Annotated in this window: 21 protein-coding genes, 1 tRNA gene and 1 pseudogene; 22 read left to right on the top strand and 1 reads right to left on the bottom strand. The window is 74.7% G+C overall.

Features of this window, described 5'->3' with window-relative positions; all coding sequences use genetic code 11:
• The first annotated feature begins 62 nt into the window (after positions 1–62).
• The 20 genes and pseudogenes from LQU92_RS02210 to LQU92_RS02120 all read left to right on the top strand — a co-directional run bounded on the left by LQU92_RS02210 (position 63) and on the right by LQU92_RS02120 (position 20,891).
• Positions 63–764, top strand: coding sequence for a riboflavin synthase (locus LQU92_RS02210; RefSeq protein ID WP_101852485.1), 702 nt, complete (start codon positions 63–65; stop codon positions 762–764).
• Positions 764–1,423 (top strand): 3,4-dihydroxy-2-butanone-4-phosphate synthase, encoded by a 660-nt coding sequence (ribB, locus tag LQU92_RS02205; RefSeq protein ID WP_083529369.1) that lies wholly within the window; start codon positions 764–766, stop codon positions 1,421–1,423. Before LQU92_RS02210 ends, ribB begins: the two co-directional genes overlap by 1 nt.
• On the top strand, positions 1,420–2,163 hold the full coding sequence (locus LQU92_RS02200) for a GTP cyclohydrolase II (RefSeq protein ID WP_230660384.1): 744 nt from the start codon (positions 1,420–1,422) through the stop codon (positions 2,161–2,163). Before ribB ends, LQU92_RS02200 begins: the two co-directional genes overlap by 4 nt.
• Entirely contained in the window at positions 2,160–2,639 is a 480-nt protein-coding gene (gene ribH, locus LQU92_RS02195; protein WP_058858629.1) for a 6,7-dimethyl-8-ribityllumazine synthase, read from the top strand. The genes LQU92_RS02200 and ribH overlap by 4 nt, the downstream gene beginning before the upstream one ends.
• A 76-nt stretch (positions 2,640–2,715) precedes the next feature.
• Positions 2,716–2,979 (top strand): phosphoribosyl-ATP diphosphatase, encoded by a 264-nt coding sequence (locus LQU92_RS02190; protein WP_058858630.1) that lies wholly within the window; start codon positions 2,716–2,718, stop codon positions 2,977–2,979.
• 56 nt (positions 2,980–3,035) lie between these two features.
• Entirely contained in the window at positions 3,036–3,881 is an 846-nt protein-coding gene (hisG, locus tag LQU92_RS02185) for an ATP phosphoribosyltransferase (protein ID WP_112255392.1), read from the top strand.
• 34 nt (positions 3,882–3,915) lie between these two features.
• Positions 3,916–4,680, top strand: coding sequence for an imidazole glycerol phosphate synthase subunit HisF (gene hisF / locus LQU92_RS02180; protein WP_101852482.1), 765 nt, complete (start codon positions 3,916–3,918; stop codon positions 4,678–4,680).
• A gap of 88 nt (positions 4,681–4,768) precedes the next feature.
• Entirely contained in the window at positions 4,769–4,936 is a 168-nt protein-coding gene (locus LQU92_RS02175) for a hypothetical protein (RefSeq protein WP_180814688.1), read from the top strand.
• Positions 4,937–5,121: 185 nt separating this feature from the next.
• The gene (gene hisI, locus LQU92_RS02170; protein ID WP_230660381.1) at positions 5,122–5,502 is read left to right on the top strand and encodes a phosphoribosyl-AMP cyclohydrolase; all 381 of its coding nucleotides are present in this window, start codon (positions 5,122–5,124) and stop codon (positions 5,500–5,502) included.
• Between the two features lie 68 nt (positions 5,503–5,570).
• Positions 5,571–7,172 carry an anthranilate synthase component I gene (locus LQU92_RS02165; RefSeq protein ID WP_230660378.1) on the top strand — a complete coding sequence of 534 codons (1,602 nt, stop codon included), beginning with the start codon at positions 5,571–5,573 and terminating at the stop codon, positions 7,170–7,172.
• Positions 7,165–7,755 carry a Trp biosynthesis-associated membrane protein gene (locus LQU92_RS02160; protein ID WP_230660375.1) on the top strand — a complete coding sequence of 197 codons (591 nt, stop codon included), beginning with the start codon at positions 7,165–7,167 and terminating at the stop codon, positions 7,753–7,755. The genes LQU92_RS02165 and LQU92_RS02160 overlap by 8 nt, the downstream gene beginning before the upstream one ends.
• A gap of 141 nt (positions 7,756–7,896) precedes the next feature.
• Entirely contained in the window at positions 7,897–8,160 is a 264-nt protein-coding gene (locus tag LQU92_RS02155) for an HGxxPAAW family protein (protein ID WP_101853166.1), read from the top strand.
• A 113-nt stretch (positions 8,161–8,273) separates the two neighbouring features.
• Positions 8,274–9,056 (top strand): annotated as a pseudogene (trpC, locus tag LQU92_RS15195) (indole-3-glycerol phosphate synthase TrpC); the annotation flags it as partial.
• Between the two features lie 90 nt (positions 9,057–9,146).
• Positions 9,147–10,400, top strand: a complete 1,254-nt coding sequence (gene trpB, locus LQU92_RS15190; RefSeq protein ID WP_308071573.1) for a tryptophan synthase subunit beta — start codon at positions 9,147–9,149, stop codon at positions 10,398–10,400.
• A gap of 47 nt (positions 10,401–10,447) precedes the next feature.
• Positions 10,448–11,257 carry a tryptophan synthase subunit alpha gene (trpA, locus tag LQU92_RS02145; protein ID WP_230660673.1) on the top strand — a complete coding sequence of 270 codons (810 nt, stop codon included), beginning with the start codon at positions 10,448–10,450 and terminating at the stop codon, positions 11,255–11,257.
• Positions 11,258–11,349: 92 nt separating this feature from the next.
• Positions 11,350–12,225 carry a prolipoprotein diacylglyceryl transferase gene (gene lgt, locus LQU92_RS02140; RefSeq protein WP_230660368.1) on the top strand — a complete coding sequence of 292 codons (876 nt, stop codon included), beginning with the start codon at positions 11,350–11,352 and terminating at the stop codon, positions 12,223–12,225.
• 329 nt (positions 12,226–12,554) lie between these two features.
• The gene (gene gltB, locus LQU92_RS02135; protein WP_230660365.1) at positions 12,555–17,216 is read left to right on the top strand and encodes a glutamate synthase large subunit; all 4,662 of its coding nucleotides are present in this window, start codon (positions 12,555–12,557) and stop codon (positions 17,214–17,216) included.
• Positions 17,209–18,672 (top strand): glutamate synthase subunit beta, encoded by a 1,464-nt coding sequence (locus LQU92_RS02130; RefSeq protein WP_101852475.1) that lies wholly within the window; start codon positions 17,209–17,211, stop codon positions 18,670–18,672. Before gltB ends, LQU92_RS02130 begins: the two co-directional genes overlap by 8 nt.
• Positions 18,673–18,939: 267 nt before the next feature.
• Positions 18,940–20,418 (top strand): pyruvate kinase, encoded by a 1,479-nt coding sequence (gene pyk, locus LQU92_RS02125; RefSeq protein ID WP_101852474.1) that lies wholly within the window; start codon positions 18,940–18,942, stop codon positions 20,416–20,418.
• Entirely contained in the window at positions 20,403–20,891 is a 489-nt protein-coding gene (locus LQU92_RS02120) for a PaaI family thioesterase (protein WP_230660361.1), read from the top strand. The genes pyk and LQU92_RS02120 overlap by 16 nt, the downstream gene beginning before the upstream one ends.
• A gap of 151 nt (positions 20,892–21,042) precedes the next feature.
• On the opposite strand, the gene LQU92_RS02115 is transcribed toward LQU92_RS02120, so the two are convergent.
• A tRNA-Leu gene (locus LQU92_RS02115) sits at positions 21,043–21,122 on the bottom strand.
• A 362-nt stretch (positions 21,123–21,484) separates the two neighbouring features.
• On the opposite strand from LQU92_RS02115, the gene LQU92_RS02110 reads away from it, so the two are divergent.
• The gene (locus LQU92_RS02110; protein ID WP_058859851.1) at positions 21,485–22,042 is read left to right on the top strand and encodes an ANTAR domain-containing response regulator; all 558 of its coding nucleotides are present in this window, start codon (positions 21,485–21,487) and stop codon (positions 22,040–22,042) included.
• A gap of 43 nt (positions 22,043–22,085) precedes the next feature.
• Complete coding sequence (gene polA / locus LQU92_RS02105; protein WP_374229615.1) at positions 22,086–24,956, top strand: DNA polymerase I; 2,871 nt, start codon at positions 22,086–22,088, stop codon at positions 24,954–24,956.
• The last annotated feature ends 23 nt before the right edge of the window (positions 24,957–24,979 follow it).

Raw genomic sequence — 24,979 nt, 5'->3', positions numbered from 1 at the left:
GGCCGGCGGGGACGGACGCGGGGGAGCAGGCGCGGACCAGCAGCCACACCGAGGAGGAACCGATGTTCACAGGAATCGTCGCCGGGCAGGGCACCGTCCGCTCGGTCGAGCTGCGCCCGGACGGCGCGAGCGCCCGGCTGCTCGTCGACGCCGGCCCGCTGGTCGCCGACCTGCCGCACGGCGGCTCGCTCGCCGTCAACGGCGTGTGCCTCACCGCGACCCGCACCGCGGAGCTGGCCGAGGGCCAGTTCCACGCCGACGTCATCGGCGAGACCCTGCACCGCACGACCCTGGGGGCGCTCGCGCCGGGGGACGCCGTGAACCTCGAGCGCTGCGTGCCCGCGGGCGGCCGGCTCGACGGGCACGTGGTCCAGGGCCACGTGGACGGCACCGGAACGGTGGCCGAGCGCGAGGACCTGGGGGACTGGGAGCGGGTGCGCGTGCGCGTGCCGGCCCGCCTGGCCCCGTTCCTCGCGGAGAAGGGCTCGGTGGCGGTCGACGGCGTGTCCCTGACCGTCACCGCCGTCAGCGACCCCGCCGACCCCGAGCCCTGGTTCGAGGTCGGGCTGATCCCCGCCACCCTGGCCGAGACCACGCTCGGGGCCCGGCCCGCGGGCTCGGCCGTCAACCTCGAGGTCGACGTCCTCGCGAAGTACGCCCAGCGGCTGCTGGCCTTCGCCGGGACCGGCACCCCGGCGGCCGCTCCCGCGCCCGCCACGGACGCCGCGGGCCCCGCCGGCCCGGCGGCAGGAGAAGGAGCATGATGCCCACCAGCAGCACCCACCCGCAGACCGGGGCCGGCGCGCCGGTCCGGCTCGACCCCGTCGCCGAGGCCGTGGCGGCCGTGGCCCGGGGCGCGGCCGTCGTCGTCGTCGACGACGCCGACCGCGAGAACGAGGGGGACCTCGTCTTCGCCGCCGAGCACGCCACCGAGCGGCTCATGGGCTTCACCGTCCGCCACACCTCGGGCGTGGTGTGCGTGCCCCTTCCCGCCGACCGGGCCGACGCGCTGCAGCTGCCGCCCATGGTCGCCGTCAACGAGGACGCCAAGGGCACCGCCTACACCGTCACCTGCGACGCCCGCACCGGCGTGAGCACCGGCATCAGCGCCGCCGACCGCGCCCTCACCGCCCGCGTGCTGGCCGATCCGCAGGCCGCTCCCGCCGACCTCACCCGGCCCGGGCACATGCTGCCCCTGCGCGCGGTGGCGGGCGGGGTGGCCGTGCGCCGGGGGCACACCGAGGCCGCCGTGGACCTGTGCACGCTGGCCGGGCTGCAGCCCGTGGGCGTGATCGCCGAGCTCGTCCACGACGACGGGTCCATGATGCGCCTGCCCGCCCTGCGCGAGTTCGCCGACCGGCACGGGCTGCTCCTGGTCAGCATCGAGGACCTGGTGGTGCACCTGCGGGAGGGCTCCCGATGACCCGTGCCGTGCCGCTGGTGGCCTCGGAGCCGGTCGTCGTGCCGACTCCCGAGGGTCCCTTCGAGGTCGTCGGCTGGCAGCTGCCCGGCGGCGCGGGCGAGCCCGTCGCCGAGCACCTGAGCCTCACGGCCCCGCCTCCGGCGGACGCCGCGGCGGGGGAGCCGCCGCTGGTGCGGCTGCACTCCGAGTGCCTCACGGGCGACGTCTTCGGGTCGTTCCGCTGCGACTGCGGGCCCCAGCTGCACCTGGCGCTGCGCCGGATCGCCGCCGACGGCGGCACGCTGCTCTACCTGCGCAATCACGAGGGCCGCGGCATCGGACTGGTCAACAAGCTGCGGGCCTACAAGCTGCAGGACGGGGGAGCGGACACCGTCGAGGCCAACGAGCTGCTGGGCCTGCCCGCCGACGCCCGCGACTACACCGCCGCCGCCGCGATCCTGCACCGGCTCGGGCTGACCCGGGTGCGGCTGCTGTCCAACAACCCCGCCAAGGCCGAGCACCTTGCCGACCTGGGCGTGGAGGTTGTGGAGATGGTCCCCAACGAGGTCCCCGCCCGGCCCGAGAACCACGACTACCTCGCGACCAAGCGCGACCGGATGCGCCACCGCCTCCACCACGTCGACGACGCCGCGATCACCGACAGCGACAGTTTCAACAGCGACGCCGGGCGGTCCCCGACCGCCGCGGCGGGGACCGTCCCCGCCGCGGACCCGGCCCCCGAAGGAGAGAGCACCCCATGAGCGGACACGGAGCCCCTGACATCGACCTCGCCGGCACGGACGCGAGCGGCCTGCGCGTGGCCGTGATCGCCTCCAGCTGGCACACGGTGATCATGGACGGGCTGCTCGACGGCGCCCGCCGCGCCCTGGCCGACGCCGGCGTGGAGGCGCCCCGCGTCGTGCAGGTGCCCGGCAGCTTCGAGCTGCCCGTGGCCGCGGCCCGCCTCGCGCCGACGGCCGACGCCGTGGTCGCCCTCGGCGTCGTGGTCCGCGGCGGCACCCCGCACTTCGACTACGTGTGCTCCGCCGCCACCCAGGGGCTCACCGACGTGGCCGTGCGCACCGGGGTGCCGGTGGGCTTCGGGGTGCTCACCTGCGACACCGAGCAGCAGGGCCTCGACCGGGCCGGGCTGCCCGGCTCCCAGGAGGACAAGGGCTACGAGGCCGCCGCCGCCGCGGTGCGCACCGCCGCCCTGCTGCGCTCCCTCGGCGCCTGAGGCCCGGACCCGGACGGGGAGCGGCCCGCGCCGCGCCCGGTCCGGGGCAGGTCCCCGGAGCGACTACCCTGGAGGCGTGAAAACCTTCGAGACCCTCTTCGCCGAGATCAGCGACAAAGCCGTCACCCGCCCGGAGGGCTCGGGCACCGTCCGCGAGCTGGACACCGGGGTGCACGGGATCGGCAAGAAGATCGTCGAGGAGGCCGCCGAGGTCTGGATGGCCTGCGAGCACGAGAGCCTCGAGGAGGCCGCCGAGGAGATCTCGCAGCTGCTCTACCACGTCCAGGTGATGATGGTCGCCAAGGGCCTGTCGCTCGAGGACGTCTACACCCACCTCTGAGCCGCCCGCCCGCCGGGCGTGCCCGGCAGCCCCCACCGAAGCCGAGAAGGATCCCCATGCTGCGAGTCGCCGTGCCCAACAAGGGCGCCCTGTCCGAAGCCGCCGTCACGATGCTCAAGGAGGCCGGGTACCGCCAGCGCCGGGACTCCCGCGAGCTGGTCCTCGTGGACCCCGAGCACCGGATCGAGTTCTTCTACCTGCGCCCGCGCGACATCGCGGTCTACGTGGGCGGGGGGACCCTCGACGTCGGGATCACCGGCCGGGACCTGCTGCTCGACTCCGGGGCCCACGCCGACGAGGACCTCGCCCTGGACTTCGCCCGCTCGACCTTCCGCTTCGCCGGGCCCGCCGGGGAGTTCTCCTCCCTCGAGCAGCTGGCGGGCCGGCGGATCGCGACCAGCTACGACGGGCTGCTGCGCGACTACCTCGCCGACCGCGGCGTCGAGGCCTCCGTGGTGCGCCTGGACGGCGCCGTGGAGTCCTCCATCCGGCTGGGCGTGGCCGACGCCATCGCCGATGTCGTCGAGACCGGCAACACCCTGCGCGCCGCCGGGCTGCAGGTCTTCGGCGACCCCATCATGACCTCCGAGGCGCTGCTGATCCGCAGCCGCCGCGACGAGGAGCCCGAGGGCCTGGCCGTGCTGCGCCGGCGCCTGCAGGGCGTGCTCGTGGCCCGCCGGTACGTGATGATGGACTACGACATCGCCGAGGAGCTCATCGACGCCGCCACGCAGATCACCCCCGGCATGGAGGGCCCCACCATCTCCCCGCTGGGCCGCGGCAACGCCTGGGCCGTGCGGGCCATGGTCCCCAAGGCCGACACCAACAAGGTCATGGACGCGCTCTACGAGGTCGGCGCGCGCGCGATCCTCGTCTCGCCCATCCAGGCCGCCCGCATCTGAGCCCGACCGCACACCAGCCGAGGAGGTCCCGCCCGTGGGCGTAGCCGTACGAGTCATCCCGTGCCTGGACGTCGACGCCGGGCGCGTCGTCAAGGGCGTGAACTTCGAGAACCTGCGCGACGCCGGGGACCCGGTGGAGCTGGCCAAGCGCTACAACGAGGCCGGCGCCGACGAGCTGACGTTCCTCGACGTCACCGCGTCCTCGGCGGCCCGGGCCACGACCTACGACGTCGTCACCCGCACCGCCGAGCAGGTGTTCATCCCCCTGACCGTCGGCGGCGGGGTGCGCGAGGTCGCCGACGTCGACCGGCTGCTGCGCTGCGGGGCGGACAAGGCCTCGATCAACACCGCCGCCGTCGCCCGCCCGGCGGTGATCGACGAGATCACCGCGCACTTCGGCAGCCAGGTCCTCGTGCTCTCCCTCGACGCCCGGCGCACCGGCAGGACCGCCTCCGGGTTCGAGGTCACCACCCACGGCGGGCGCACCCTCACCGGCCTCGACGCCCTCGCGTGGGCGCACGAGGCCCAGGAGCGCGGGGTGGGGGAGATCCTGCTCAACTCCATGGACGCCGACGGCACCCGGGAGGGCTTCGACCTCGAGATGATCCGCGCCGTGCGCGCGCGGGTGCACGTGCCCCTCATCGCCTCCGGCGGGGCCGGGGCCCCCGAGCACTTCCCGCCCGCGGTCGCCGCCGGCGCCGACGCCGTGCTCGCCGCCTCGATCTTCCACTTCGGGCCCGTCGACGCCATCGCGGAGGTCAAGGCGGCGCTGCGCGCGGCCGGCCACGAGGTCCGCTGAGCTCCCCGTGGCCGCGGGCGGGCAGCGGGCGTACAGTCGGCAGTGAGCTGACGGACGTCGCTCGGAAGACCGACCGGAGGAGTCCACCGTGGGACTGAACAGCATCATCAGGAGCGTCACCGGGCGGGGCGCCGGGCGTGCCGCCGGAGGCCGCCGCGGGGCCCGCGGGGTCAACGCCGCAGGCCAGGCCGGTGCCCGCCGCAGCGGGGGCCGCGGCCTCGGGGGCGTGCTGCGGGGTCTGCTCGGCCGCCGCTGACCCGCGCCCGGGGCCGGGCGCCCCGCTCCCGGGGCGCCCGGCCCCGGGACGCGCGCTCCGACGTGCGCCCCGGCCCCGCGCCGGGACGCACGTCGGGCGGAACGCGGACGGGACGCGGACCGGACGGGACGCCGACCCGCCGCGGGCGGGAGGGACCGGCGGCCCGGGTCGATAGGATGGGTCCGATGAACGAGCACAGCCCCGACACCGGAACCGCCGCCCTGGACCCCGCGGTGGCCGCGCGCCTCAAGCGCGACCCCGCCGGCCTCGTGGCCGCCGTCGTGCAGCAGCACGACACCAAGGAGGTGCTGATGCTGGGCTGGATGGACGACGAGGCCCTGCGCCGGACCCTCACGGAGGGGCGGGTGACCTTCTGGTCCCGCTCCCGGCAGGAGTACTGGCGCAAGGGCGACACCTCCGGGCACGTCCAGCACGTGCGCGCCGTCAGCCTCGACTGCGACGGCGACGCCCTGCTCGTGCAGGTCGACCAGTCCGGGCCCGCCTGCCACACCGGCACCCGCACGTGCTTCGACGGCCGCGACCTCGGCGCCGTCGTCGCCGGCTGAGCCCCTCCGCCCCCCGCACGCCCGTCCCGGGCCGCCCCGGGAGACCACCAGGAAGACAGGTTCCACCCATGCAGGACCTGGGCACCATCAGCCCCACCCTCGAGGAGTTCCGGGAGCTCGCGGCCGAGCGCCGCGTCGTCCCGGTGCGCCTGCGGATCCTCGCCGACGCCCTCACCCCCATCGGCCTCTACCGGGCCCTGGCCCTCGACGAGGACGGCACCGCCCGCCCCGGGACCTTCCTCATGGAGTCCGCGGCCGAGGGCGGGGTGTGGTCGCGCTACTCCTTCGTGGGCGCCAACTCCCGGGCGACGCTGACCGCGAAGGACGGGCAGGCGCACTGGCTCGGGCAGGCCCCCGCCGGCGCGCCCACCGGCGGCAGCCCCGTCGAGGCCCTGCGCGACACGATGGCCCTGCTGCACACCGAGCGCTTCGAGGACGTGCCCCCGCTGACCTCCGGGCTCGTGGGCTTCGTCGGCTGGGAGGCCGTGCGCCGCTGGGAGCGGCTGCCGCACCCGCCCGAGGACGACCTCGGGATCCCCGAGCTGGCCATGAACCTCGTCTCGGACATCGCGATCCACGACAACACCGACGGCACCGTGCTGCTCGTCGCCAACGCCGTCAACTTCGACGACACCGACGAGCGCGTCGACGAGGCCTGGGCCGACGCCGTGGCCCGCGTCCGGGCGATGCTGGCGAAGCTCGCCGGGCCCCCGGCCGGCGCCGCCGTCTCGACCCTCGAGGACTCCGGCGGGGTCGAGGCCGACCTCGAGTCCGAGGTCGCCCAGAGCTGGGACCGCACCCTGTTCCTGAACTCCATCGTCGAGGGCAAGAAGGCCATCGTCGACGGCGAGGTCTTCCAGGTCGTCGTCTCCCGCCGCTTCGAGACCGCCTGCTCGGCCGACCCCCTCGACGTCTACCGGATGCTGCGGGCCATCAACCCCAGCCCCTACATGTACCTCTACAGCTTCGAGGACGCCGAGGCCCGTCCCTACGCGGTCGTCGGCTCCTCCCCGGAGGCGCTGGTGACCGTCACGGGCGACCAGGCCGTCACCCACCCCATCGCCGGCTCCCGCCCGCGCGGGCGCACCGTCGAGGAGGACCTCGCCCTCGAGCGGGACCTGCTCCGGGACGAGAAGGAGCGCTCCGAGCACCTGATGCTCGTGGACCTCGCCCGCAACGACCTGTCGAAGATCGCCGTGCCCGGCTCCGTGGACGTCACCGAGTTCATGGAGGTCGAGCGCTTCAGCCACATCATGCACCTGTGCTCCAACGTCGTCGGACGGATCCGCCCCGGCGCCACCGCCTACGACGTCCTGGCCGCGACCTTCCCCGCGGGCACGCTCTCCGGGGCGCCCAAGCCGCGGGCGCTGCGCCTGCTCGACGAGTACGAGCCGCTGCGCCGGGCCGTCTACGGCGGGGTCGTCGGCTACCTCGACTTCGCCGGGGACATGGACATGGCCATCGCCATCCGCACCGCCCTGCTCGTGGACGGACGTGCCTACGTCCAGGCCGGCGGCGGGATCGTCGCCGACTCCGACCCCGAGACCGAGGCCCAGGAGTCGCTGAACAAGGCCACCGCCCCGCTGCGGGCCGTGCTGCTCGCCCAGCGGCTGCGCCCCCTCGACCTCGGGCGCACGGCCGTGCCCGGCACGGGGAGCGCCCGTGGCTGAGCCCGCCCCCGCCCCCGCGCGCGCCCTGTCCCGCAAGCCGGTCGTGGTCCTGGCCGGCCTGGTCGCCGCCCTCGCCCTGTTCGCCTGCTCGGCGGCCACGTGGGTCGCCGCCACCGCCGAGACCACGCTGGAGCCGGTGGCCGTGGACGTCGCCGGCTCCGACGCCGCACCGGCGGTCACGGCCCTGGGCCTGGTCGCCGCCGCGGGCGCCCTGGCCCTCGCCGTCACGGGCCGTGCCCTGCGCACCGTCGTGGCCGCCGTCGTGGCGCTGGCCGGGGTCGGCGCCCTGGTGGCGACCGCCGCCGTGCTGGCCGACCCGGCCGGGGCGGCCCGCCCGGTCGTGGGCGAGACCACCGGGATGGTCGGCGCCGGCGGCGAGCACGTGCTCACCGTCTGGCCGTGGCTGGCCGCCGTCGCCGCCCTGCTCGTGACCGCCTGCGGGGTGTGGGCCCTCGTCGCCGGGCGCGGCTGGAGCGCGGCCCGCCGCTACGAGCGCCCCGGCACCGCTCCCGCGGAGCGCCCCCGCGGGGACGAGATCGACTCGTGGGACGCCCTCACGGAGGGACGTGACCCCACCGCCTGAACGGGCCCGCGCCGGAGGCGCGGGGCCCCCCGTCCAGGTGGCACAATGGGGGAGAACACACTGTCAGCAAGTGCCGCGCCCCCGCAGGGGGCCGCGGGACCGGGACCGCGCGGTCCCGGCCGGAGATCGGGAGTGCAGAAGATGACCAACGGCAACCAGACCGTCCTCGACCACACGGGCTTCGTGGGCCACGGCAACACCCTCGCGGCCTGGACGACCGTCGGCATCATGTCGGTGGCCTTCATCGTGGCCACGGTCGGGTTCACGATCGGCGCCACCCCCGTCACGATCGTCGGCATCGGCCTGCTCGTCGTCGGCCTCGTCGCCGGCGCGGTGCTGCGCGCCATGGGCCACGGCGCCGGGTCGGAGCAGCGCAAGCACGAGGCGCGCCACCAGCACGGCTGACGCGGGGACCGGTCGCACGGTCCCCCGTCCGGTCCCGGCGCACGCCGCGCGGGCCGGCACCGGGGCCCTCCCCACGCACGAGGCGGCCGCAGCCGCCGAGAGGACAGGAAAGCATGTCGCACAAGAGCACCGGGACCGTCCTGGACGCCATCGTCGAGGGCGTCCGCGAGGACATGGCGGCCCGCCGCGAGCAGGTCGGCCTGGAGGAGCTCAGGGCCCTGGCCGCCGCCCGGCCCCCGGCCCTGGACGCCGAGTCCGCCCTGCGCGGGCCCGCGGCCGACGCCGTGCAGGTGATCGCGGAGGTCAAGCGCTCCAGCCCCTCCAAGGGCGCGCTCGCCGAGATCGGCGACCCCGCCCGCCTCGCCGCCGCCTACGAGGACGGCGGGGCCTCGGTGATCTCCGTGCTCACCGAGCGCCGCCGCTTCGGCGGCTCCCTCGAGGACCTCGACGCCGTGCGGGCCGCCGTGTCCGTGCCCGTGCTGCGCAAGGACTTCACCGTCGACGAGTACCAGATCTGGGAGGCCCGCGCCCACGGGGCCGACCTCGTGCTGCTGATCGTCGCCGCCCTCGACGACGACGAGCTGCGCCGCTTCCTGGACCTGACCCACGAGCTCGGCATGCACGCGCTCGTGGAGGCCCACACCCCCGAGGAGATCGAGCGCGCCGCCGCCGCCGGCGCCCGCATCATCGGGGTCAACGTGCGCAACCTCAAGACCCTCGACGTCGACGTCGAGACCTTCGGGCGGCTGTCCGGGCTGCTCCCGCGCGACGCCGTGGTGGTCGCCGAGTCCGGGGTCGAGGGCCCCGAGCAGGTGGCCCGCTACGCCGCCGACGGCGCCAAGGCCGTGCTGGTCGGCGAGGCCCTCGTGCGCAGCGCCGACCCCGCCGCCACGATCGAGGCCTTCCGGGCCGCGGGGGCCGCCGCCCGCGCCCGCCGCCACGCCCCGGCCGGGGAGGCCGAGCGCGCCGCCGCCGCGGCGGCGTCCCTGCGCCACGCGGCCGGCCCCTACTTCGGGGAGTTCGGCGGGCGGTGGATGCCCGAGTCCCTCATCGCCGCCCTCGACGAGCTCACCGAGACCTTCGAGAAGGCCAAGGCCGACCCCGAGTTCACCGCCGAGTTCGAGCGGCTCTCCCGGGACTACTCGGGCCGGCCCTCCCTGCTCACCGAGGCCCACCGCTTCGGCGCGGAGGCCGGGTGCCGGGTCCTCCTCAAGCGCGAGGACCTCAACCACACGGGCTCCCACAAGATCAACAACGTCCTCGGCCAGGCCCTGCTCGCCCGCCGGATGGGCAAGACCCGCCTGATCGCCGAGACCGGCGCCGGCCAGCACGGGGTCGCCTCCGCGACCGCGGCCGCGCTGTTCGGCATGGAGTGCACGGTCTACATGGGGGAGGAGGACACCCGCCGCCAGGCGCTCAACGTCGCCCGCATGGAGCTGCTCGGCGCGACCGTCGTGCCCGTCACCAACGGCTCGCGCACCCTCAAGGACGCCATCAACGAGGCGCTGCGCGACTGGGTCGCCTCCGTGGACACCACCCACTACCTGCTCGGCACCGCCGCCGGCGCCGCCCCGTTCCCCGCCATGGTCCGCTTCTTCCACGAGCAGATCGGCGAGGAGGCCCGCGCCCAGGTCCTCGAGCAGACCGGGCGGCTGCCCGACGCCGTGGCCGCGTGCGTGGGCGGGGGCTCGAACGCCATCGGGATCTTCCACGGCTTCCTCGACGACCCGGCCGTGGAGCTCTACGGCTTCGAGGCCGGCGGCGACGGCGTGGAGACCGGCCGCCACGCCGCGACCATCTCCCTGGGTCGGCCCGGGGTCCTGCACGGGGCCCGCACCTACCTCATGCAGGACGAGGACGGCCAGACCGTCGAGTCCCACTCGATCTCCGCCGGCCTGGACTACCCGGGCGTGGGCCCGGAGCACTCCTACCTGCACGACATCGGCCGGGCCCGCTACGAGGCGGTCACCGACACCGAGGCGATGGAGGCCTTCCGGCTGCTGTGCCGCACCGAGGGCATCATCCCCGCCATCGAGACCGCCCACGCCCTGGCCGGCGCGCTGCGCCTGGGCCGGCGCTGGAGCGAGGAGCTCGGCCCGGAGGCCGCGGCCGAGCGGATGATCGTCGTCTCCCTGTCCGGGCGCGGCGACAAGGACGTGGCCACGGCCGCGGAATGGTTCGGGATGCTCCCGAACGGCAGCTCCGAGGAGGAGCTGGGCGAGAAGGGGGAACAGCTGTGACGACCACCCGCCACGAGACCGGGGGCGCCGACCTCGCCTCCCGCCTGCTGCCCCCCGGGCTGCGCCCCGCCCCGGACTCGCGCCTGTCCGCCCGCCTGGCCGAGTGCCGGGCCCAGGGCCGGCCGGCGCTCGTGGGCTACCTGCCCGCGGGCTTCCCCACCGTGGAGGAGTCGATCGAGGCCGCCGTGGCCCTCGGCGCCAACGGCGCCGACGTCGTCGAGATCGGCATCCCGTACTCGGACCCCGTCATGGACGGGCCCGTCATCCAGCAGGCGACGACGACGGCGCTCGCCCACGGCTTCCGCGTGGCCGACGTCTTCCGGGTCGTGCGGGCGGTGGCCGAGCGCACCGACGCCGTCCCGGTGGTGATGACCTACTGGAACCCCGTGCTGCAGATGGGCGTGGACACCTTCGCCGAGCGCCTGGCCGAGGCCGGGGGAGCGGGGATCATCACCCCCGATCTCGTCCCGGACGAGGCCGGCGAGTGGTTCGAGGCCTCCCAGCGCCACGGCCTGGACCGGATCTTCCTGGTCGCCCCCTCCTCCTCGCGGGAGCGGCTGGACCTCGTGGCCAGGGCCTCCAGCGGCTTCGTCTACGCCGTCTCCGTCATGGGCGTCACCGGGGCGCGCGAGCGGGTCTCCGACGCCGCCGAGCAGCTGGTCGCCGACACCCGCGCGGCCGGAGCGGAGCACGTGTGCGTGGGGCTGGGCGTCTCCCGCCGCGAGCACGTCGAGGAGATCGGCGCCTACGCCGACGGCGTGATCGTGGGCACCGCCCTCGTGAAGGCCCTCGGCGACGGCGGCCCCGAGGCCGTGGCCGCCCTCACCCGGGAGCTCGCCGGACGCGGCCCGTCGTGACCGGCGAGGGCGCCGCACGGCCCTGATAGCGTGACGGGCGGGCGCCGGCAGGCGCCCGCCCGCCGCCGTGCCCGACCCCGCGAGGACCCCGAATGACGCTGCCCCCCGCCCTGCTCTCCGTGCCCGTCCACCGCGGTCTCCCGTCCCCCGACTGGTCCGGGTTCTCGCTCGGGCCCCTCACGGTGCACGCCTACGCGCTGTGCATCCTCGCCGGGATCGCGGCCGGGCTGTGGCTGACCACCCGGCGGTGGGCCGCCCGCGGGCTGGACCCCGACGTCGTGTGGGACGTCGCGATGTGGGCGGTGCCCGCCGGGATCGTCGGCGCCCGCGCCTACCACGTGCTGATCACCGACCCCGCCGGGTACTTCGGCCCCGGCGCCGACCCGCTCGACGCCCTGCGGATCTGGGAGGGCGGGCTCGGGATCATGGGCGCGGTCGCCTTCGGGGCCGCCGCCGCCTGGTGGGTCTGCCGCCGCCACGGGATCCGCCTGTCCGTCTTCGCCGACGCGGTCGCCCCCGGCCTCCTGCTGGCCCAGGCGATCGGGCGCTGGGGCAACTGGTTCAACCAGGAGCTCTTCGGCCGCCCCACCGACCTGCCGTGGGGCCTGCGGATCGACCCCGCGAGCCCGAACTTCCCCGACGGGCTGCCCGCGGGGACCCTCTTCCACCCGACCTTCCTCTACGAGTCGCTGTGGAACCTCGCCGGGGTCGTGCTGCTGCTGGCCCTGGACCGCCGCTTCCGCCTCGACGGCGGGCGCCTGTTCGCCCTCTACCTCGTCCACTACGGGCTGGGGCGGATGCTCATCGAGCTTCTCCTGCGCATCGACCCCTCCCTCATCGTCCTCGGGCAGCGGGTGCACGTGTGGACCTCGCTGGGGCTCGTGCTGCTCGGGGCGGTGCTGTTCGCCGTCCTCACCCGGCGGCGTGCCCGCGGGGACGCCGGGGCTCCCGCCGCGGCCCGCGGCTGAGGCCCGCTGCCGGGTGCCGCCGGGGCCGCCCTCCGGGCGGTTCCCCGGTGAGCCCGCAGGTGCGCGTTACACGGATGTAGCACCGCTGTAACATCCCGCTGTTAGGTTTGTGCGGCGCCGCACCCGAGGGGCGGCCGATCCGTGCCCCTCGACCGGGCACGCGCACCGGGGCCCGCCGCGAGCGGACCGCCCCGGCCCGGACCGCCCGCGGGCGGTCCCCGAGCACCGCCAGGGGCCCACCGGCCCGCGATCCGGCGGCACCTCCCACCGGAGCCCTGCCGCGCCGGGCCGCTCCCGTTGACCGCACTCCAGGTGAGGAGACGTCTGCCATGACCTCTACCCCCGCCGGCACCCCCGGTGACCAGCCCGACCAGGACGACGCCGCGACCCGCCCGGCCGAGGCCGCCGAGGGGACCGTGAGGTCCCCGTTCGAGCAGTTCTCCGACGCCCCGGAGGAGCAGGGCCTCTACCACCCGGACGAGGAGAAGGACGCCTGCGGCCTGGCCGTCGTGGCGACCCTCAACGGCACCCCCGAGCACGGCATCGTCGAGGCGGCCCTGACCGCCCTGCGCAACCTCGAGCACCGCGGCGCCGTGGGCGGCGACGAGGGCACCGGCGACGGCGCGGGCCTGCTCACCCAGGTCCCCGACGCGTTCTTCCGCGCGGTCGTCGACTTCGAGCTGCCCGCCCTCGGCGGCTACGCCGTGGGCACGGCGTTCCTGCCCACCGGCGGCGAGGGCGCGGACCGGCTGCTGGGCGCGCTCGAGGAGCTCGCCGCCTCGGAGGACCTGCAGGTCCTGGGCCGCCGCGTCGTGCCCGTGGCCGAGGACGTCGTCGGCGCCTCCGCGCGCGCGGTGATGCCGTGGTTCGTCCAGGTCTTCGTGGCCGAGACCGACCCCGCCCCCGGGGACGAGGACGCCCGCCGCCGGCTGGACCAGAAGGCGTTCCGGCTGCGCAAGCGCGCCCAGAACCGGCTGGGGATCTACTTCCCCTCGCTGTCCTCCCGCACGATCGTCTACAAGGGCATGCTCACCACCCAGCAGCTCGAGCCCTTCTACCCGGACCTCTCCGACGAGCGCTTCCGCACCGAGCTCGCGATCGTCCACTCGCGCTTCTCGACCAACACCTTCCCGTCCTGGCCGCTGGCCCAGCCCATGCGCACCCTCGCCCACAACGGCGAGATCAACACGGTCAAGGGCAACCGCAACTGGATGCGCGCCCGCCAGTCCCAGCTGAAGTCCCCGCTGCTCGGGCGCAGCCCCGAGGAGCTGTTCCCGATCTGCTCGGAGGGCGCCTCCGACTCCCAGTCCCTCGACGAGGTCGCCGAGCTGCTCGTGCTCTCGGGCCGGCCCGTCACCCAGGCCATGATGATGATGATCCCCGAGGCCTGGGAGAACCACGAGACCATGGACCCGGCCCTCAAGGGCTTCTACCGCTACCACGCCTCCTTCATGGAGCCGTGGGACGGGCCCGCCGCCGTGGCCTTCACCGACGGCGTGCGGGTCGGGTCCCTGCTCGACCGCAACGGGCTGCGCCCCGGCCGGTTCTGGGTCACCGACGACGGGCTCGTGGTCCTCGCCTCGGAGGTCGGCGTCGTCGACGTCGGCGACCGCAAGATCGTGCGCAAGGGCCGGGTCTCCCCGGGCACGATGTTCCTCGTGGACACCGCCGCCGGGCGCATCGTCGAGGACGCCGAGATCAAGGCCGAGGTCGCCTCCGCCGCCCCCTGGCACGAGTGGGCCGAGGCGAACATCGTCGACATCCAGGACCTGCCCGAGCGCGAGCACATGGTCCACCCGCGCGCCTCGGTGACCCTGCGGCAGAAGACCTTCGGGTACACGCAGGAGGAGCTCAAGCTCATCGTCGGCCCCATGGCCGCCAAGGGCGCCGAGCCGATCTACGCGATGGGCACCGACACCCCGATCGCCGTGCTCTCCGAGCGCTCCCGCACCCTGTTCGACTACTTCGTCCAGTCCTTCGCGCAGGTCACCAACCCGCCGCTGGACGCCATCCGCGAGGAGCTCGTGACGAGCCTGCGCGGATCGGTCGGACCCTCCGGGAACCTGCTGACCACGGACCGGGTGCGCACCCGCCAGATCGCCGTGGACTTCCCGGTGATCGACAACGACCAGCTGGACCAGTTCCTGCACCTCGAGAACGAGGACGGGATGCCGGCGGCGCTGAAGATCCGCGGGCTCTACCGCCCCGACGGCGGCGCGGACTCCCTGCGCGCCCGGATCGCGGAGATCTGCGAGAAGGTCTCGGCGGCCGTGGCCCGCGGGGTCGAGTACGTCATCGTCTCCGACCGCGACTCCAACGGCGCCTGGGCGCCCATCCCGTCGCTGCTGCTGACCTCGGCGGTCCACCACCACCTGCTGCGCTCGGCCACCCGCACCAAGGTCGCCCTGGTGGTCGAGGCCGGGGACGTGCGCGAGGTCCACCACGTGGCGCTGCTGATCGGCTACGGGGCCTCCGCCGTGAACCCGTACCTGGCCATGGAGTCCGCCGAGGAGCTCGTGCGCTCCGGGGACCTGACCGGGGTCACCCCGGAGCAGGCGGTGCAGAACCTCATCAAGGCCCTCGGCAAGGGCGTGCAGAAGATCATGTCCAAGATGGGCATCTCCACGGTCTCCTCCTACTGCGGGGCCCAGGTCTTCGAGGCGCTGGGGCTGTCCAAGGAGCTGGTCGACGACTACTTCACCGGCACCCACACCCAGATCGGCGGCGTGGGCCTCGACGTGATCGCCGAGGAGACCGCCCACCACCACCGCCGGGCCTACCCCTCGGACGGCGTCACCGAGCCGCACCGGGAGCTCGAGACCGGCGGGGAGTACGACTGGCGCCGGGACGGGGCCCCGCACCTGTTCAACCCGCAGACCGTCTTCCGGCTCCAGCACGCCACCCGCACGGGCCGCTACGACATCTTCCGCTCCTACACCAAGCTCGTGGACGACCAGTCGAAGCACCTGATGACCCTGCGCGGGCTGCTGGGCTTCCGCTCCGACCGCCGGCCCGTGCCGCTGGAGGAGGTCGAGCCCGTCAGCGCGATCGTCAAGCGCTTCTCGACCGGGGCCATGAGCTACGGCTCCATCTCGAAGGAGGCCCACGAGACCCTGGCGATCGCCATGAACCGGCTGGGCGCGAAGTCCAACACCGGCGAGGGCGGCGAGGACGTCGACCGGCTGCTCGACCCCGAGCGGCGCTCGGCGATCAAGCAGGTCGCCTCCGGCCGGTTCGGGGTGACCAGCCTCTACCTCACCAACGCCGAGGACATCCAGATCAAGATGGCCCAGGGCGCGAAGCCCGGCGAGGGCGGCCAGCTCATGGCCCAGAAGATGTACCCGTGGGTCGCCCGCACCCGGCACTCCACCCCGGGGGTCTCGCTGATCTCCCCGCCGCCGCACCACGACATCTACTCGATCGAGGACCTCGCCCAGCTCATCCACGACCTCAAGCGCGCCAACCCGCGCGCCCGGGTGCACGTGAAGCTGGTCTCCGAGATCGGCATCGGGACCGTGGCCTCGGGCGTGACCAAGGCCAAGGCCGACGTCGTGCTCGTCTCCGGCCACGACGGCGGCACCGGCGCGGCGCCGCTGAACTCCCTCAAGCACACCGGCGCCCCGTGGGAGCTCGGCCTCGCCGAGACCCAGCAGACGCTGATGCTCAACGGGCTGCGCGACCGCGTGGTCGTGCAGGCGGACGGGCAGATGAAGACCGGGCGAGACGTCGTGATCGCCGCGCTGCTGGGCGCCGAGGAGTTCGGCTTCGCCACCGCGCCGCTGATCGTCGAGGGCTGCATCATGATGCGCAAGTGCCACCTGGACACCTGCCCGGTGGGGGTGGCCACCCAGAACCCCGAGCTGCGCAAGCGCTTCACCGGGCGCGCCGAGCACGTGATCAACTTCTTCGAGTTCATCGCCGAGGAGGTCCGCGAGTACCTGGCCCAGCTCGGCTTCCGCTCCGTCGAGGAGGCGGTCGGCCACGCCGAGGTGCTCGAGACCCGCGCGGCGATCGAGCACTGGAAGGCCCAGGGCCTGGACCTCGCCCCGATCCTGCACTCCTCGGTGCTCGAGGGCCGCGGCGCCGCCGTGCGCAGCCTGCGGGGCCAGGACCACGAGCTCGAGAAGCACTTCGACAACGAGCTGATCCGCCTCTCGGCGGCGGCCCTGGAGAAGCGGGAGCCGGTGCGGATCCAGCAGCGGGTGATCAACACCGACCGCTCCGTGGGCACGATGCTGGGCCACGCGGTGACCCGCACCTTCGGCGTCGACGTGCTCGCCCACGACACCATCGACATCACCCTCACCGGCCAGGCCGGGCAGTCGCTGGGGGCGTTCCTGCCCCAGGGCATCACGCTGCGGCTCGAGGGCGACGCCAACGACTACACCGGCAAGGGCCTGTCCGGGGGGCGGATCATCGTGCGCCCCGAGCGCGACGCCGTGTTCGAGGCCTCCGAGAACGTGGTGGCCGGCAACGTCATCGGCTACGGCGCCACGAGCGGGGAGATCTTCCTGCGCGGGACCGTGGGGGAGCGCTTCCTGGTCCGCAACTCGGGGGCCACCGCGGTGGTCGAGGGCATCGGCGACCACGGCTGCGAGTACATGACCGGCGGCACCGCCCTGGTGCTGGGCCGGACCGGGCGCAACTTCGGCGCCGGGATGTCCGGCGGCGTGGCCTACGTGATCGACCTGGCGCAGACGTCGGTGAACAAGCAGGCCCGTGAGTCCGGGGAGCTGCAGCTGCTGCCCCTCGACGAGGCCGACGCCGAGACCGTGGTCGGGCTCATCACCCGCCACGCCGAGGAGACGGGCTCGGCCCTGGCCGACCGGCTGCTGGCCGACCCCGTGGCCACCCTCGGCCGCTTCACGAAGGTGCTGCCCCGGGAGTACGCCGCCGTGCAGGGCATCCGCGAGGAGGTCCTCACCGCCGGCGGGGACCCGGACGGCGACGAGACCTGGCACAAGATCCTGGAGGTGACGACCCGTGGCTGACCCGCGCGGATTTCTGAAGGTGACCGAGCGCGTCGACCGGCCCAAGCGGCCGGTCCCCGTGCGGATCATGGACTGGGCCGAGGTCCAGGAGCGCCAGGCCCGGGGGACCCTGCAGGAGCAGGCCGGGCGGTGCATGGACTGCGGCATCCCGTTCTGCCACGAGGGCTGCCCGCTGGGCAACCTCATCCCCGAGTGGAACGACCTCGTCTGGCGGGGCCTCGACGCCGAGGCGGTCGAGCGCCTGCACGCGACGAACAACTTCCCCGAGTTCACCGGCCGGGTCTGCCCGGCCCCCTGCGAGTCCTCCTGCGTGCTGGGGATCAACCAGCCGCCCGTGACGATCAAGCAGGTCGAGTACGAGATCGGGGAGATGGCCTTCGACGAGGGCATCGTCAAGCCCTTCGTGCCGCAGCGGCTCGTCGGCAGGACCGTGGCCGTGGTCGGCTCCGGGCCGGCCGGGCTCGCCGTGGCCCAGCAGCTGACCCAGGCGGGGTTCACCGTGGCCGTCTACGAGCGCGACGACCGCATCGGCGGGCTGCTGCGCTACGGGATCCCCGACTTCAAGATGGAGAAGGACGTCCTCGACCGCCGCCTCGAGGTGATGCGCGCCGAGGGCACCCGCTTCCGGGCCGGGGTCGAGATCGGCAAGGACATCCCCTGGGACCAGCTCAAGCGGCGCTACGACGCCGTCGTCGTCGCCACGGGCGCGACCCGCCCGCGGGACCTGACGATCCCCGGGCGCGAGCTCGAGGGCGTGCACTTCGCGATGGACTACCTCGTCCAGGCCAACCGCGTGGTCGCCGGCGACGAGGTGCCCGGGCAGATCGACGCGAAGGGCAAGCACGTGATCGTGCTCGGCGGCGGCGACACCGGCTCCGACTGCATCGGCACCGCCCACCGCCAGGGCGCGGCCTCCGTGACGTCCCTGGCGATCGGGCGCAAGCCCCCGGCCGACCGCTCCGACGCCGACCCCTGGCCCATGATGCCGAAGGTCTTCGAGGTCTCCACCTCCCACGAGGAGGGCGGGGAGCGGACCTACCTGGCCTCCACCGTCGAGTTCACGGGCGAGGACGGCCGGCTCACGGGCCTGAAGGTCGCCGAGACCGAGTACCTGCCCGACGGCCGGCGCGCGCCCCGCGGCGGCACCGAGCGGATCCTGCCGGCCGACCTCGTGTTCCTGGCCCTGGGCTTCACCGGCAACGAGTCGGAGGGGATCACCGCGCAGCTGGGCGCCGAGCTGGACGGGCGCACGAACGTGGCCCGCGACGACCGGTACATGACCAGCGTCGACGGCGTGTTCTCCTGCGGCGACGCCGGCCGCGGCCAGTCCCTGGTCGTGTGGGCGATCGCCGAGGGCCGGGCCTGCGCGGCCGCGGTCGAGCGCTTCCTCATGGGCTCCACCCGGCTGCCCGAGCCGGTGGCGCCCACCGACCGGGCGATCGACCTCAGCCTGTAGTCCCGGTCCGCCGCGCGCACGGCGCGGGGTGCGCCCCGAGCGGGCCGCGCCCCGCGCCGTCGTCGTCCCCGCCCGCGTCCCCGGGACCCCGGGGCGGGGTTCCTCGACAGCGCGGGAGGCGTTGGTAGGCTGGAGCCGACCTCCCCGTTCGCGGGGCGGACGGACCAGGCAGAGCGGCCGGGAGCTCCGCCGCGCCCCGCGCGGCGGCCCGGCCGCTTTCTGGTGCGCGTCCTGCCCGCGGCACCCGACCAACCCAAGGCGGCACACATGCGACGAGCGAAAATCGTGGCCACGATCGGCCCGGCCATCTCCTCCTACGAGAACCTCGCCCGGGCGATCGACGCCGGGGTGGACGTCGCCCGGCTGAACATGAGCCACGGCGACCACTCCGTCCATGACGCCTCCTACGAGAACGTCCGCCGCGCCGCGGCGGACCTCGGCCGCACCGTGGCCATCCTCGCCGATCTCCAGGGTCCCAAGATCCGCCTGGGCCGCTTCGCCGACGGGCCCCACGAGCTGCTGCCCGGCGACGTCTTCACCATCACGGTCCGCGACGTCGAGGGCACGGCGGAGATCTGCTCGACCACCCACAAGGGCCTGCCCGGCGACGTCAGCGTGGGGGACCCCCTGCTCATCGACGACGGCCGGGTCGCCCTGCGCGCGACCGCCGTCACCGACACCGACGTCACGACCGAGGTCGTGGTCGGCGGGCCGGTCTCCAACAACAAGGGCATCAACCTGCCCGGGGTGGCCGTCAACGTCCCGGCGCTGTCGGAGAAGGACGAGGACGACCTGCGCTGGGCCCTGCGCCGCGGGGTCGACATCATCGCCCTGTCCTTCGTGCGCGACGCCGCCGACATCGACCGGGTCCACGAGATCATGGACGAGGAGGGCAAGCGGCTGCCGGTGATCGCCAAGATCGAGAAGCCCCAGGCCGTGGACTCCCTGCACGAGATCATCGACGCCTTCGACGGCATCATGGTCGCCCGCGGCGACCTCGGCGTGGAGCTGCCCCTGGAGCAGGTGCCGATCGTGCAGAAGCGCGCCGTGGAGCTCGCCCGCCGCTGGGCCAAGCCGGTGATCGTGGCCACCCAGGTGCTCGAGTCCATGATCGACAGCCCCCGCCCCACCCGTGCGGAGGCCTCCGACTGCGCCAACGCCGTGCTCGACGGCGCCGACGCCGTGATGCTCTCGGGGGAGACCTCGGTGGGCAAGTACCCGATCGAGACCGTCGAGACGATGGCGCGGATCATCGAGGCCACCGAGTCCCAGGCGCTCGAGCGCATGCCCGGGCTGGGCACCGAGCCGCGCACCCGCGGCGGCGCGGTCACCCGCGCGGCCGTGACGATCGCCCGCCAGCTCGACGTCAACTACATCTGCGCGTTCACCCAGTCCGGGGACTCCGCCCGCCGCCTGTCCCGGCTGCGCCCGCCGCACCCGATCCTCGCGTTCACCCCCGAGCCGGTGGCCGAGGCCCTGATGTCCCTGCTGTGGGGCGTCACCCCCATCCGGGTCGAGAAGGTCGACCACACCGACGAGATGACCAAGCAGGTCGACCGCCACCTGCAGGAGCAGAACCTCGCCGGCCGCGACGACCTCGTGGTGATCTGCGCCGGCTCGCCCCCCGGGGTCGCCGGCACCACCAACCTCGTGAAGGTCCACCGGGTCGGGGACGTCGCCGACGCCGGCGAGCTGCTCAACCGCCCCGCCCGGCGCGAGCGGGTCGGCCCGTGGCGGGAGTCCTGAGCGGGTCCGCCGGTCTCGGGCCGGAGGAGCACGCCCGGGACCTGGCCGCGCACGGGGTCCCGGCGGAGCTGCACGGCAGCTTTCCCGGCCACGGGGTCGGCGGGCTGGCCCGGGTGATGGGCATCCGCTTCACGGAGCTGGGCCCCGAGCACGCGGTCGCGACGATGCCGGTGGAGCCCAACACCCAGCCGGCGGGGATCCTCCACGGGGGAGCCCACTGCGTGCTGGCCGAGACCCTGGCCTCGACCGCCGCGACCGTGCACGCCGGTCCCGGGCGCTACGCGGTGGGGGTGGACGTCAACGCCACCCACCAGCGCTCGGTGGCCCGCGGCACCGTGACGGCCACGTGCACCGCCCTGCACCTGGGCTCGACCCTCACCGTGCACGAGGTCGTGGTGACCGACGAGCAGGGCCGGCGGCTCTCCACCGCCCGGGTGACGAACCTGCTGCGGGACCGGCCCGCCGGCGCCTGAGCGGCGCGGGTGACGAACCTGCTGCGGGACCGGCCCGCCGGCGCCTGAGCGGCGCGGGTGACGAACCTGCTGCGGGACCGGCCCGCCGGCGCCTGAGCGGCGCGGGCCCGCGACGGCAACGACCCCGGACCGTGCGGTCCGGGGTCGTCCGTGCCCAAGGTGGGACTCGAACCCACACTCCGGAGAACCGCATTTTGAGTGCGGCGCGTCTGCCAGTTCCGCCACTTGGGCCCTCGTCCGGGCGCCGCCGGCGGGGCCGCGGCGCTCGCCCACTCTACTCGACGCCCCGGGCCCGCTCCAGCACGGGACCGCCCGCGCGGGCCGGGGCCCGGGTCCCCGCGGGGCGGGGCAGGAGCCGGCCGCGGGGCGGGCGGGGGAGCGGGCCGCTGTAGGCTGGGCGCGAGAACCGGGGACGGCCCGCACGGACCCGGAGGCCCCCGCCGCGCCCACCCCGCCGGGGCGCCCGCGGCACGAGAAGGCAAGGAGTCAGCGTGACCGAGCAGCCGAACCCCACCCCGCCGGCCGGACCCGGCGCACCGGAGGGCACGGAGCCCGCGCCGGGCACCGCCGAGGGCGCCCGCCCGGCCCGCCGCGTGGTGGTCGCCGAGGACGAGGCGCTGATCCGCCTCGACATCGTCGAGATGCTGCGCGAGGCCGGCTACGACGTCGTCGCGGAGGCGGACAACGGCCGGCTCGCGGTCGAGCTCGCCCGCGAGCACCGCCCCGACCTCGTGCTCATGGACGTGAAGATGCCCGTGCTGGACGGCATCACCGCCGCGGAGCAGATCGCCGCCGACCGCATCGCCCCGGTCGTGCTGCTCACCGCCTTCAGCCAGCGCGAGCTCGTGGAGCGGGCCCGTGAGGCCGGGGCCATGGCCTACGTGGTCAAGCCGTTCACGGTCGACGACGTCGTGCCCGCCATCGAGATCGCGATCTCCCGGTTCGAGGAGATCGCCGCGCTCGAGCGGGAGGTCTCGGACATGAAGGAGCAGTTCGCGACCCGCAAGCTCGTGGAGCGGGCCAAGTCCCTGCTGACCACGAAGATGGGCCTGAGCGAGCCGGAGGCGTTCCGCTGGATCCAGAAGACCTCCATGGACCGCCGGCTGTCGATGCGCGAGGTCGCCGAGGCCATCATCAACCAGGTCTCCTAGGTCCGCCCGCCCCGCCGCGGGGCGGCCCCGGCCGGGCCCTAGGATGGGGACCGTGAGCACAGAGACGCAGCCGACACCGACCGCCGAGACCCCCGAGACCGCCGTCCGCACCGTGACCGTCGGCGCGGAGACCGACCACCCGGTCGAGGTGGCGATCCCGCAGCCCGTCTCGCGCCCGGACCGCAGGCTGCTGCTCGTCGACGGGCACTCCCTGGCCTTCCGCGCCTTCTTCGCGCTCTCGCGCGCCGCGGAGTACGGCGGCGGCCCGGCGTTCGTGACCTCCGACGGGCGGCACACCGAGGCCGTCTACGGCTTCGTGAACACCCTCGTGAAGCTCGTGCGCGAGCAGCGGCCCACGCACCTGGTCGTCTCCTTCGACCTGGACGGGCCGACGCTGCGCTCCGAGCAGTACGAGCACTACAAGGGCGGGCGCGACGAGACCCCCGAGGAGTTCCACGGCCAGGTCCCGCAGATCCAGCGCCTCCTCGGGGCCCTGGGCGTGCCGGTCGTCACGGCCGAGGGCCACGAGGCCGACGACGTCCTCGCGACCCTGGCCCGCCGCGGCGCCGAGGCCGACTACGAGGTGCTCGTGTTCTCCGGGGACCGGGACGCGTTCCAGATGATCGACGACCACGTCACGGTGGTCTACCCGGGCCGGACCCCCTCCGACCTCAAGCACATGGACGCCGCCGCGGTCGTCGAGAAGTACAAGGTCCCGCCGCAGCACTACCCGGACCTCGCCGCCCTCACCGGCGAGCAGGCCGACAACCTGCCCGGCGTGCCCGGGGTCGGCGCGGGGTTCGCGGCCAAGTGGATCCTCGCCTACGGCGGGGTGGAGACCCTGCTCGAGCACGCCGACCGGATCAAGGGCAAGAAGGGCGAGGCCCTGCGCGCCCACCGCGCCGACGTCGAGCGCAACCGTCGGCTGAACCGGCTCGTGGACGACCTCGAGCTCGACGTCGAGCTGGGCACCGCGGCCCTGCCCGTCCCGGACCCCGCCGCCGTCGGGGAGGTCTTCGACGACCTCGAGTTCGGGGAGGGGCTGCGCAGCCGCCTCTTCGAGGCCTTCGGCGCCCCGGCCGAGGAGCCCCGGGCCGCCCACGTCGAGGTGGGCGAGCCCGTGCGGCTCGAGGACGCCGCGGCCCTGGCCGGCTGGCTGGGCGAGGGCGAGGACCCGGTGGCCGTGCGCCCCGTGGCCCGCCCCGGCGACGCCGTCCTGCCCGGCGCGCACGAGACCTCCCGGCTCGTGCTGGCCCGGGGGAGCGAGGCCGCGTGGGCGGACCTCGGCGAGGCGGAGACCGCGCTCGAGCAGGCGCTCGGGCGGTGGCTGGCCGACCCCGCCCGCCCCAAGGTCGTGATGGACTTCAAGGACTCCTACAAGTCCCTGCGGGCCCGGGGCCTCGTGCTCGACGGCGTGACCGACGACCCCTCCCTCTCCGGCTACCTCATCCAGCCGGAGCGGCGCTCCTACGCCCTGGCCGACATGCTCGAGCAGCACCTGCAGCTGAGCGTGCCCGGCCCCGCCGCGGCCGCGGCCGGGCAGACGGAGCTCGAGCTCGACCCCGGCGCCGCCGAGGCCGCCGAGGCCGCCGAGCTCGCCCGCGAGGCCGCCCTCGCCGCCGGCACCCTGCGCCTGAGCGAGCACCTGGCGCCGCTGCTGGCCGAGCGCGGGGCCGACCGGCTGCTGCGCGAGCTCGAGCTGCCGCTGGCGCGCGTGCTCGGGGACATGGAGCTGGCCGGCATCGCCGTGGACCCCGACGGCGTGCAGGTGCTGCTCGACGACTTCGCGGGCGTGATCGAGCAGGCCCGCGCCGAGGCCCACGCCCAGATCGCCGAGCCCGTCAACCTCGGCTCGACCAAGCAGCTGCAGCAGGTGATGTTCGAGGAGCTGGGCCTGCCGAGGACCAAGAAGATCAAGTCCGGCTACACCACCGACGCCGACGCGGTCGCGGAGCTGCTCACCCGCACCGACCCGGACTCGAAGGGCCACCGGTTCCTCGCGGCCCTGCTGGCCTACCGCGACGCCAACAAGCTGCGCCAGACCGTGGAGGGGCTGCAGAAGGCGGTCGCCGACGACGGGCGGGTGCACACCACCTACGTGCAGAACGTCGCCGCGACCGGGCGGCTGTCCTCCACGAACCCGAACCTGCAGAACATCCCCGTGCGCACCGAGGCCGGCCGGCGGATCCGGGCGCTGTTCGTGGTCGGCCCCGAGCACGAGGCGCTGCTGACCGCCGACTACTCCCAGATCGAGATGCGCATCATGGCCCACCTCTCCGGCGACGAGGCCCTCATCGCGGCCTTCCGCCAGGGCGAGGACCTGCACCGGTTCGTGGGCGCCAAGATCTTCGGCGTGGAGCCCGCCGAGGTCACCGCCGAGATGCGCTCGAAGGTCAAGGCCATGAGCTACGGGCTGGTCTACGGGCTGAGCTCCTTCGGGCTGTCCAAGCAGCTGCGCATCCCCGTCGACGAGGCCCGCACGCTGATGAGCGACTACTTCACCCGCTTCGGCGCCGTGCGCGACTACCTGCGCGGGGTCGTGGAGCAGGCCCGGGAGGACGGCTACACCGCGACCATCGACGGCCGCCGCCGCTACCTGCCCGAGCTCTCCAGCGACAACCGCCAGGTGCGGGCCATGGCCGAGCGGGCCGCTCTCAACGCCCCCATCCAGGGCTCCGCCGCGGACATCATCAAGAAGGCCATGCTCGGCGTCGACCGGCGCCTGGGCGCCGAGGGGCTGCGCTCGCGGATGCTGCTGCAGGTCCACGACGAGCTCGTCGTGGAGGTGGCCGCCGGCGAGCACGAGGCCGTCGAGACGGTGCTGCGCGAGGAGATGGGCGGGGCCGCGCAGCTGTCCGTGCCGCTCGAGGTCAACGTCGGCTTCGGGCGCACCTGGCACGAGGCCGCCCACTGACCCGGGGCCGGCCCCCGCGGCCG

The organism is Kocuria sp. LUK (assembly GCF_021012935.1).
In the GTDB taxonomy this organism is placed as follows: Bacteria; Actinomycetota; Actinomycetes; order Actinomycetales; family Micrococcaceae; genus Kocuria; species Kocuria flava.
Note: the sequence above shows the minus strand (reverse complement) of the source record. Positions and strands in the feature narration are given on the sequence as shown.

Excerpts from the sequence above, each read along its gene's own strand:
- LQU92_RS02165 (WP_230660378.1), top strand. The coding sequence starts at position 5,571 with ATGCAGGACCTGGGCACCATCAGCCCCACCCTCGAGGAGTTCCGGGAG.
- LQU92_RS02200 (WP_230660384.1), top strand. The coding sequence starts at position 1,420 with ATGACCCGTGCCGTGCCGCTGGTGGCCTCGGAGCCGGTCGTCGTGCCG.
- gltB (WP_230660365.1), top strand. The coding sequence starts at position 12,555 with ATGACCTCTACCCCCGCCGGCACCCCCGGTGACCAGCCCGACCAGGAC.
- LQU92_RS02155 (WP_101853166.1), top strand. The coding sequence starts at position 7,897 with ATGACCAACGGCAACCAGACCGTCCTCGACCACACGGGCTTCGTGGGC.
- hisG (WP_112255392.1), top strand. The coding sequence starts at position 3,036 with ATGCTGCGAGTCGCCGTGCCCAACAAGGGCGCCCTGTCCGAAGCCGCC.
- LQU92_RS02210 (WP_101852485.1), top strand. The coding sequence starts at position 63 with ATGTTCACAGGAATCGTCGCCGGGCAGGGCACCGTCCGCTCGGTCGAG.
- pyk (WP_101852474.1), top strand. The coding sequence starts at position 18,940 with ATGCGACGAGCGAAAATCGTGGCCACGATCGGCCCGGCCATCTCCTCC.
- ribB (WP_083529369.1), top strand. The coding sequence starts at position 764 with ATGCCCACCAGCAGCACCCACCCGCAGACCGGGGCCGGCGCGCCGGTC.
- lgt (WP_230660368.1), top strand. The coding sequence starts at position 11,350 with ATGACGCTGCCCCCCGCCCTGCTCTCCGTGCCCGTCCACCGCGGTCTC.
- hisI (WP_230660381.1), top strand. The coding sequence starts at position 5,122 with ATGAACGAGCACAGCCCCGACACCGGAACCGCCGCCCTGGACCCCGCG.
- ribH (WP_058858629.1), top strand. The coding sequence starts at position 2,160 with ATGAGCGGACACGGAGCCCCTGACATCGACCTCGCCGGCACGGACGCG.
- polA (WP_374229615.1), top strand. The coding sequence starts at position 22,086 with ATGGGGACCGTGAGCACAGAGACGCAGCCGACACCGACCGCCGAGACC.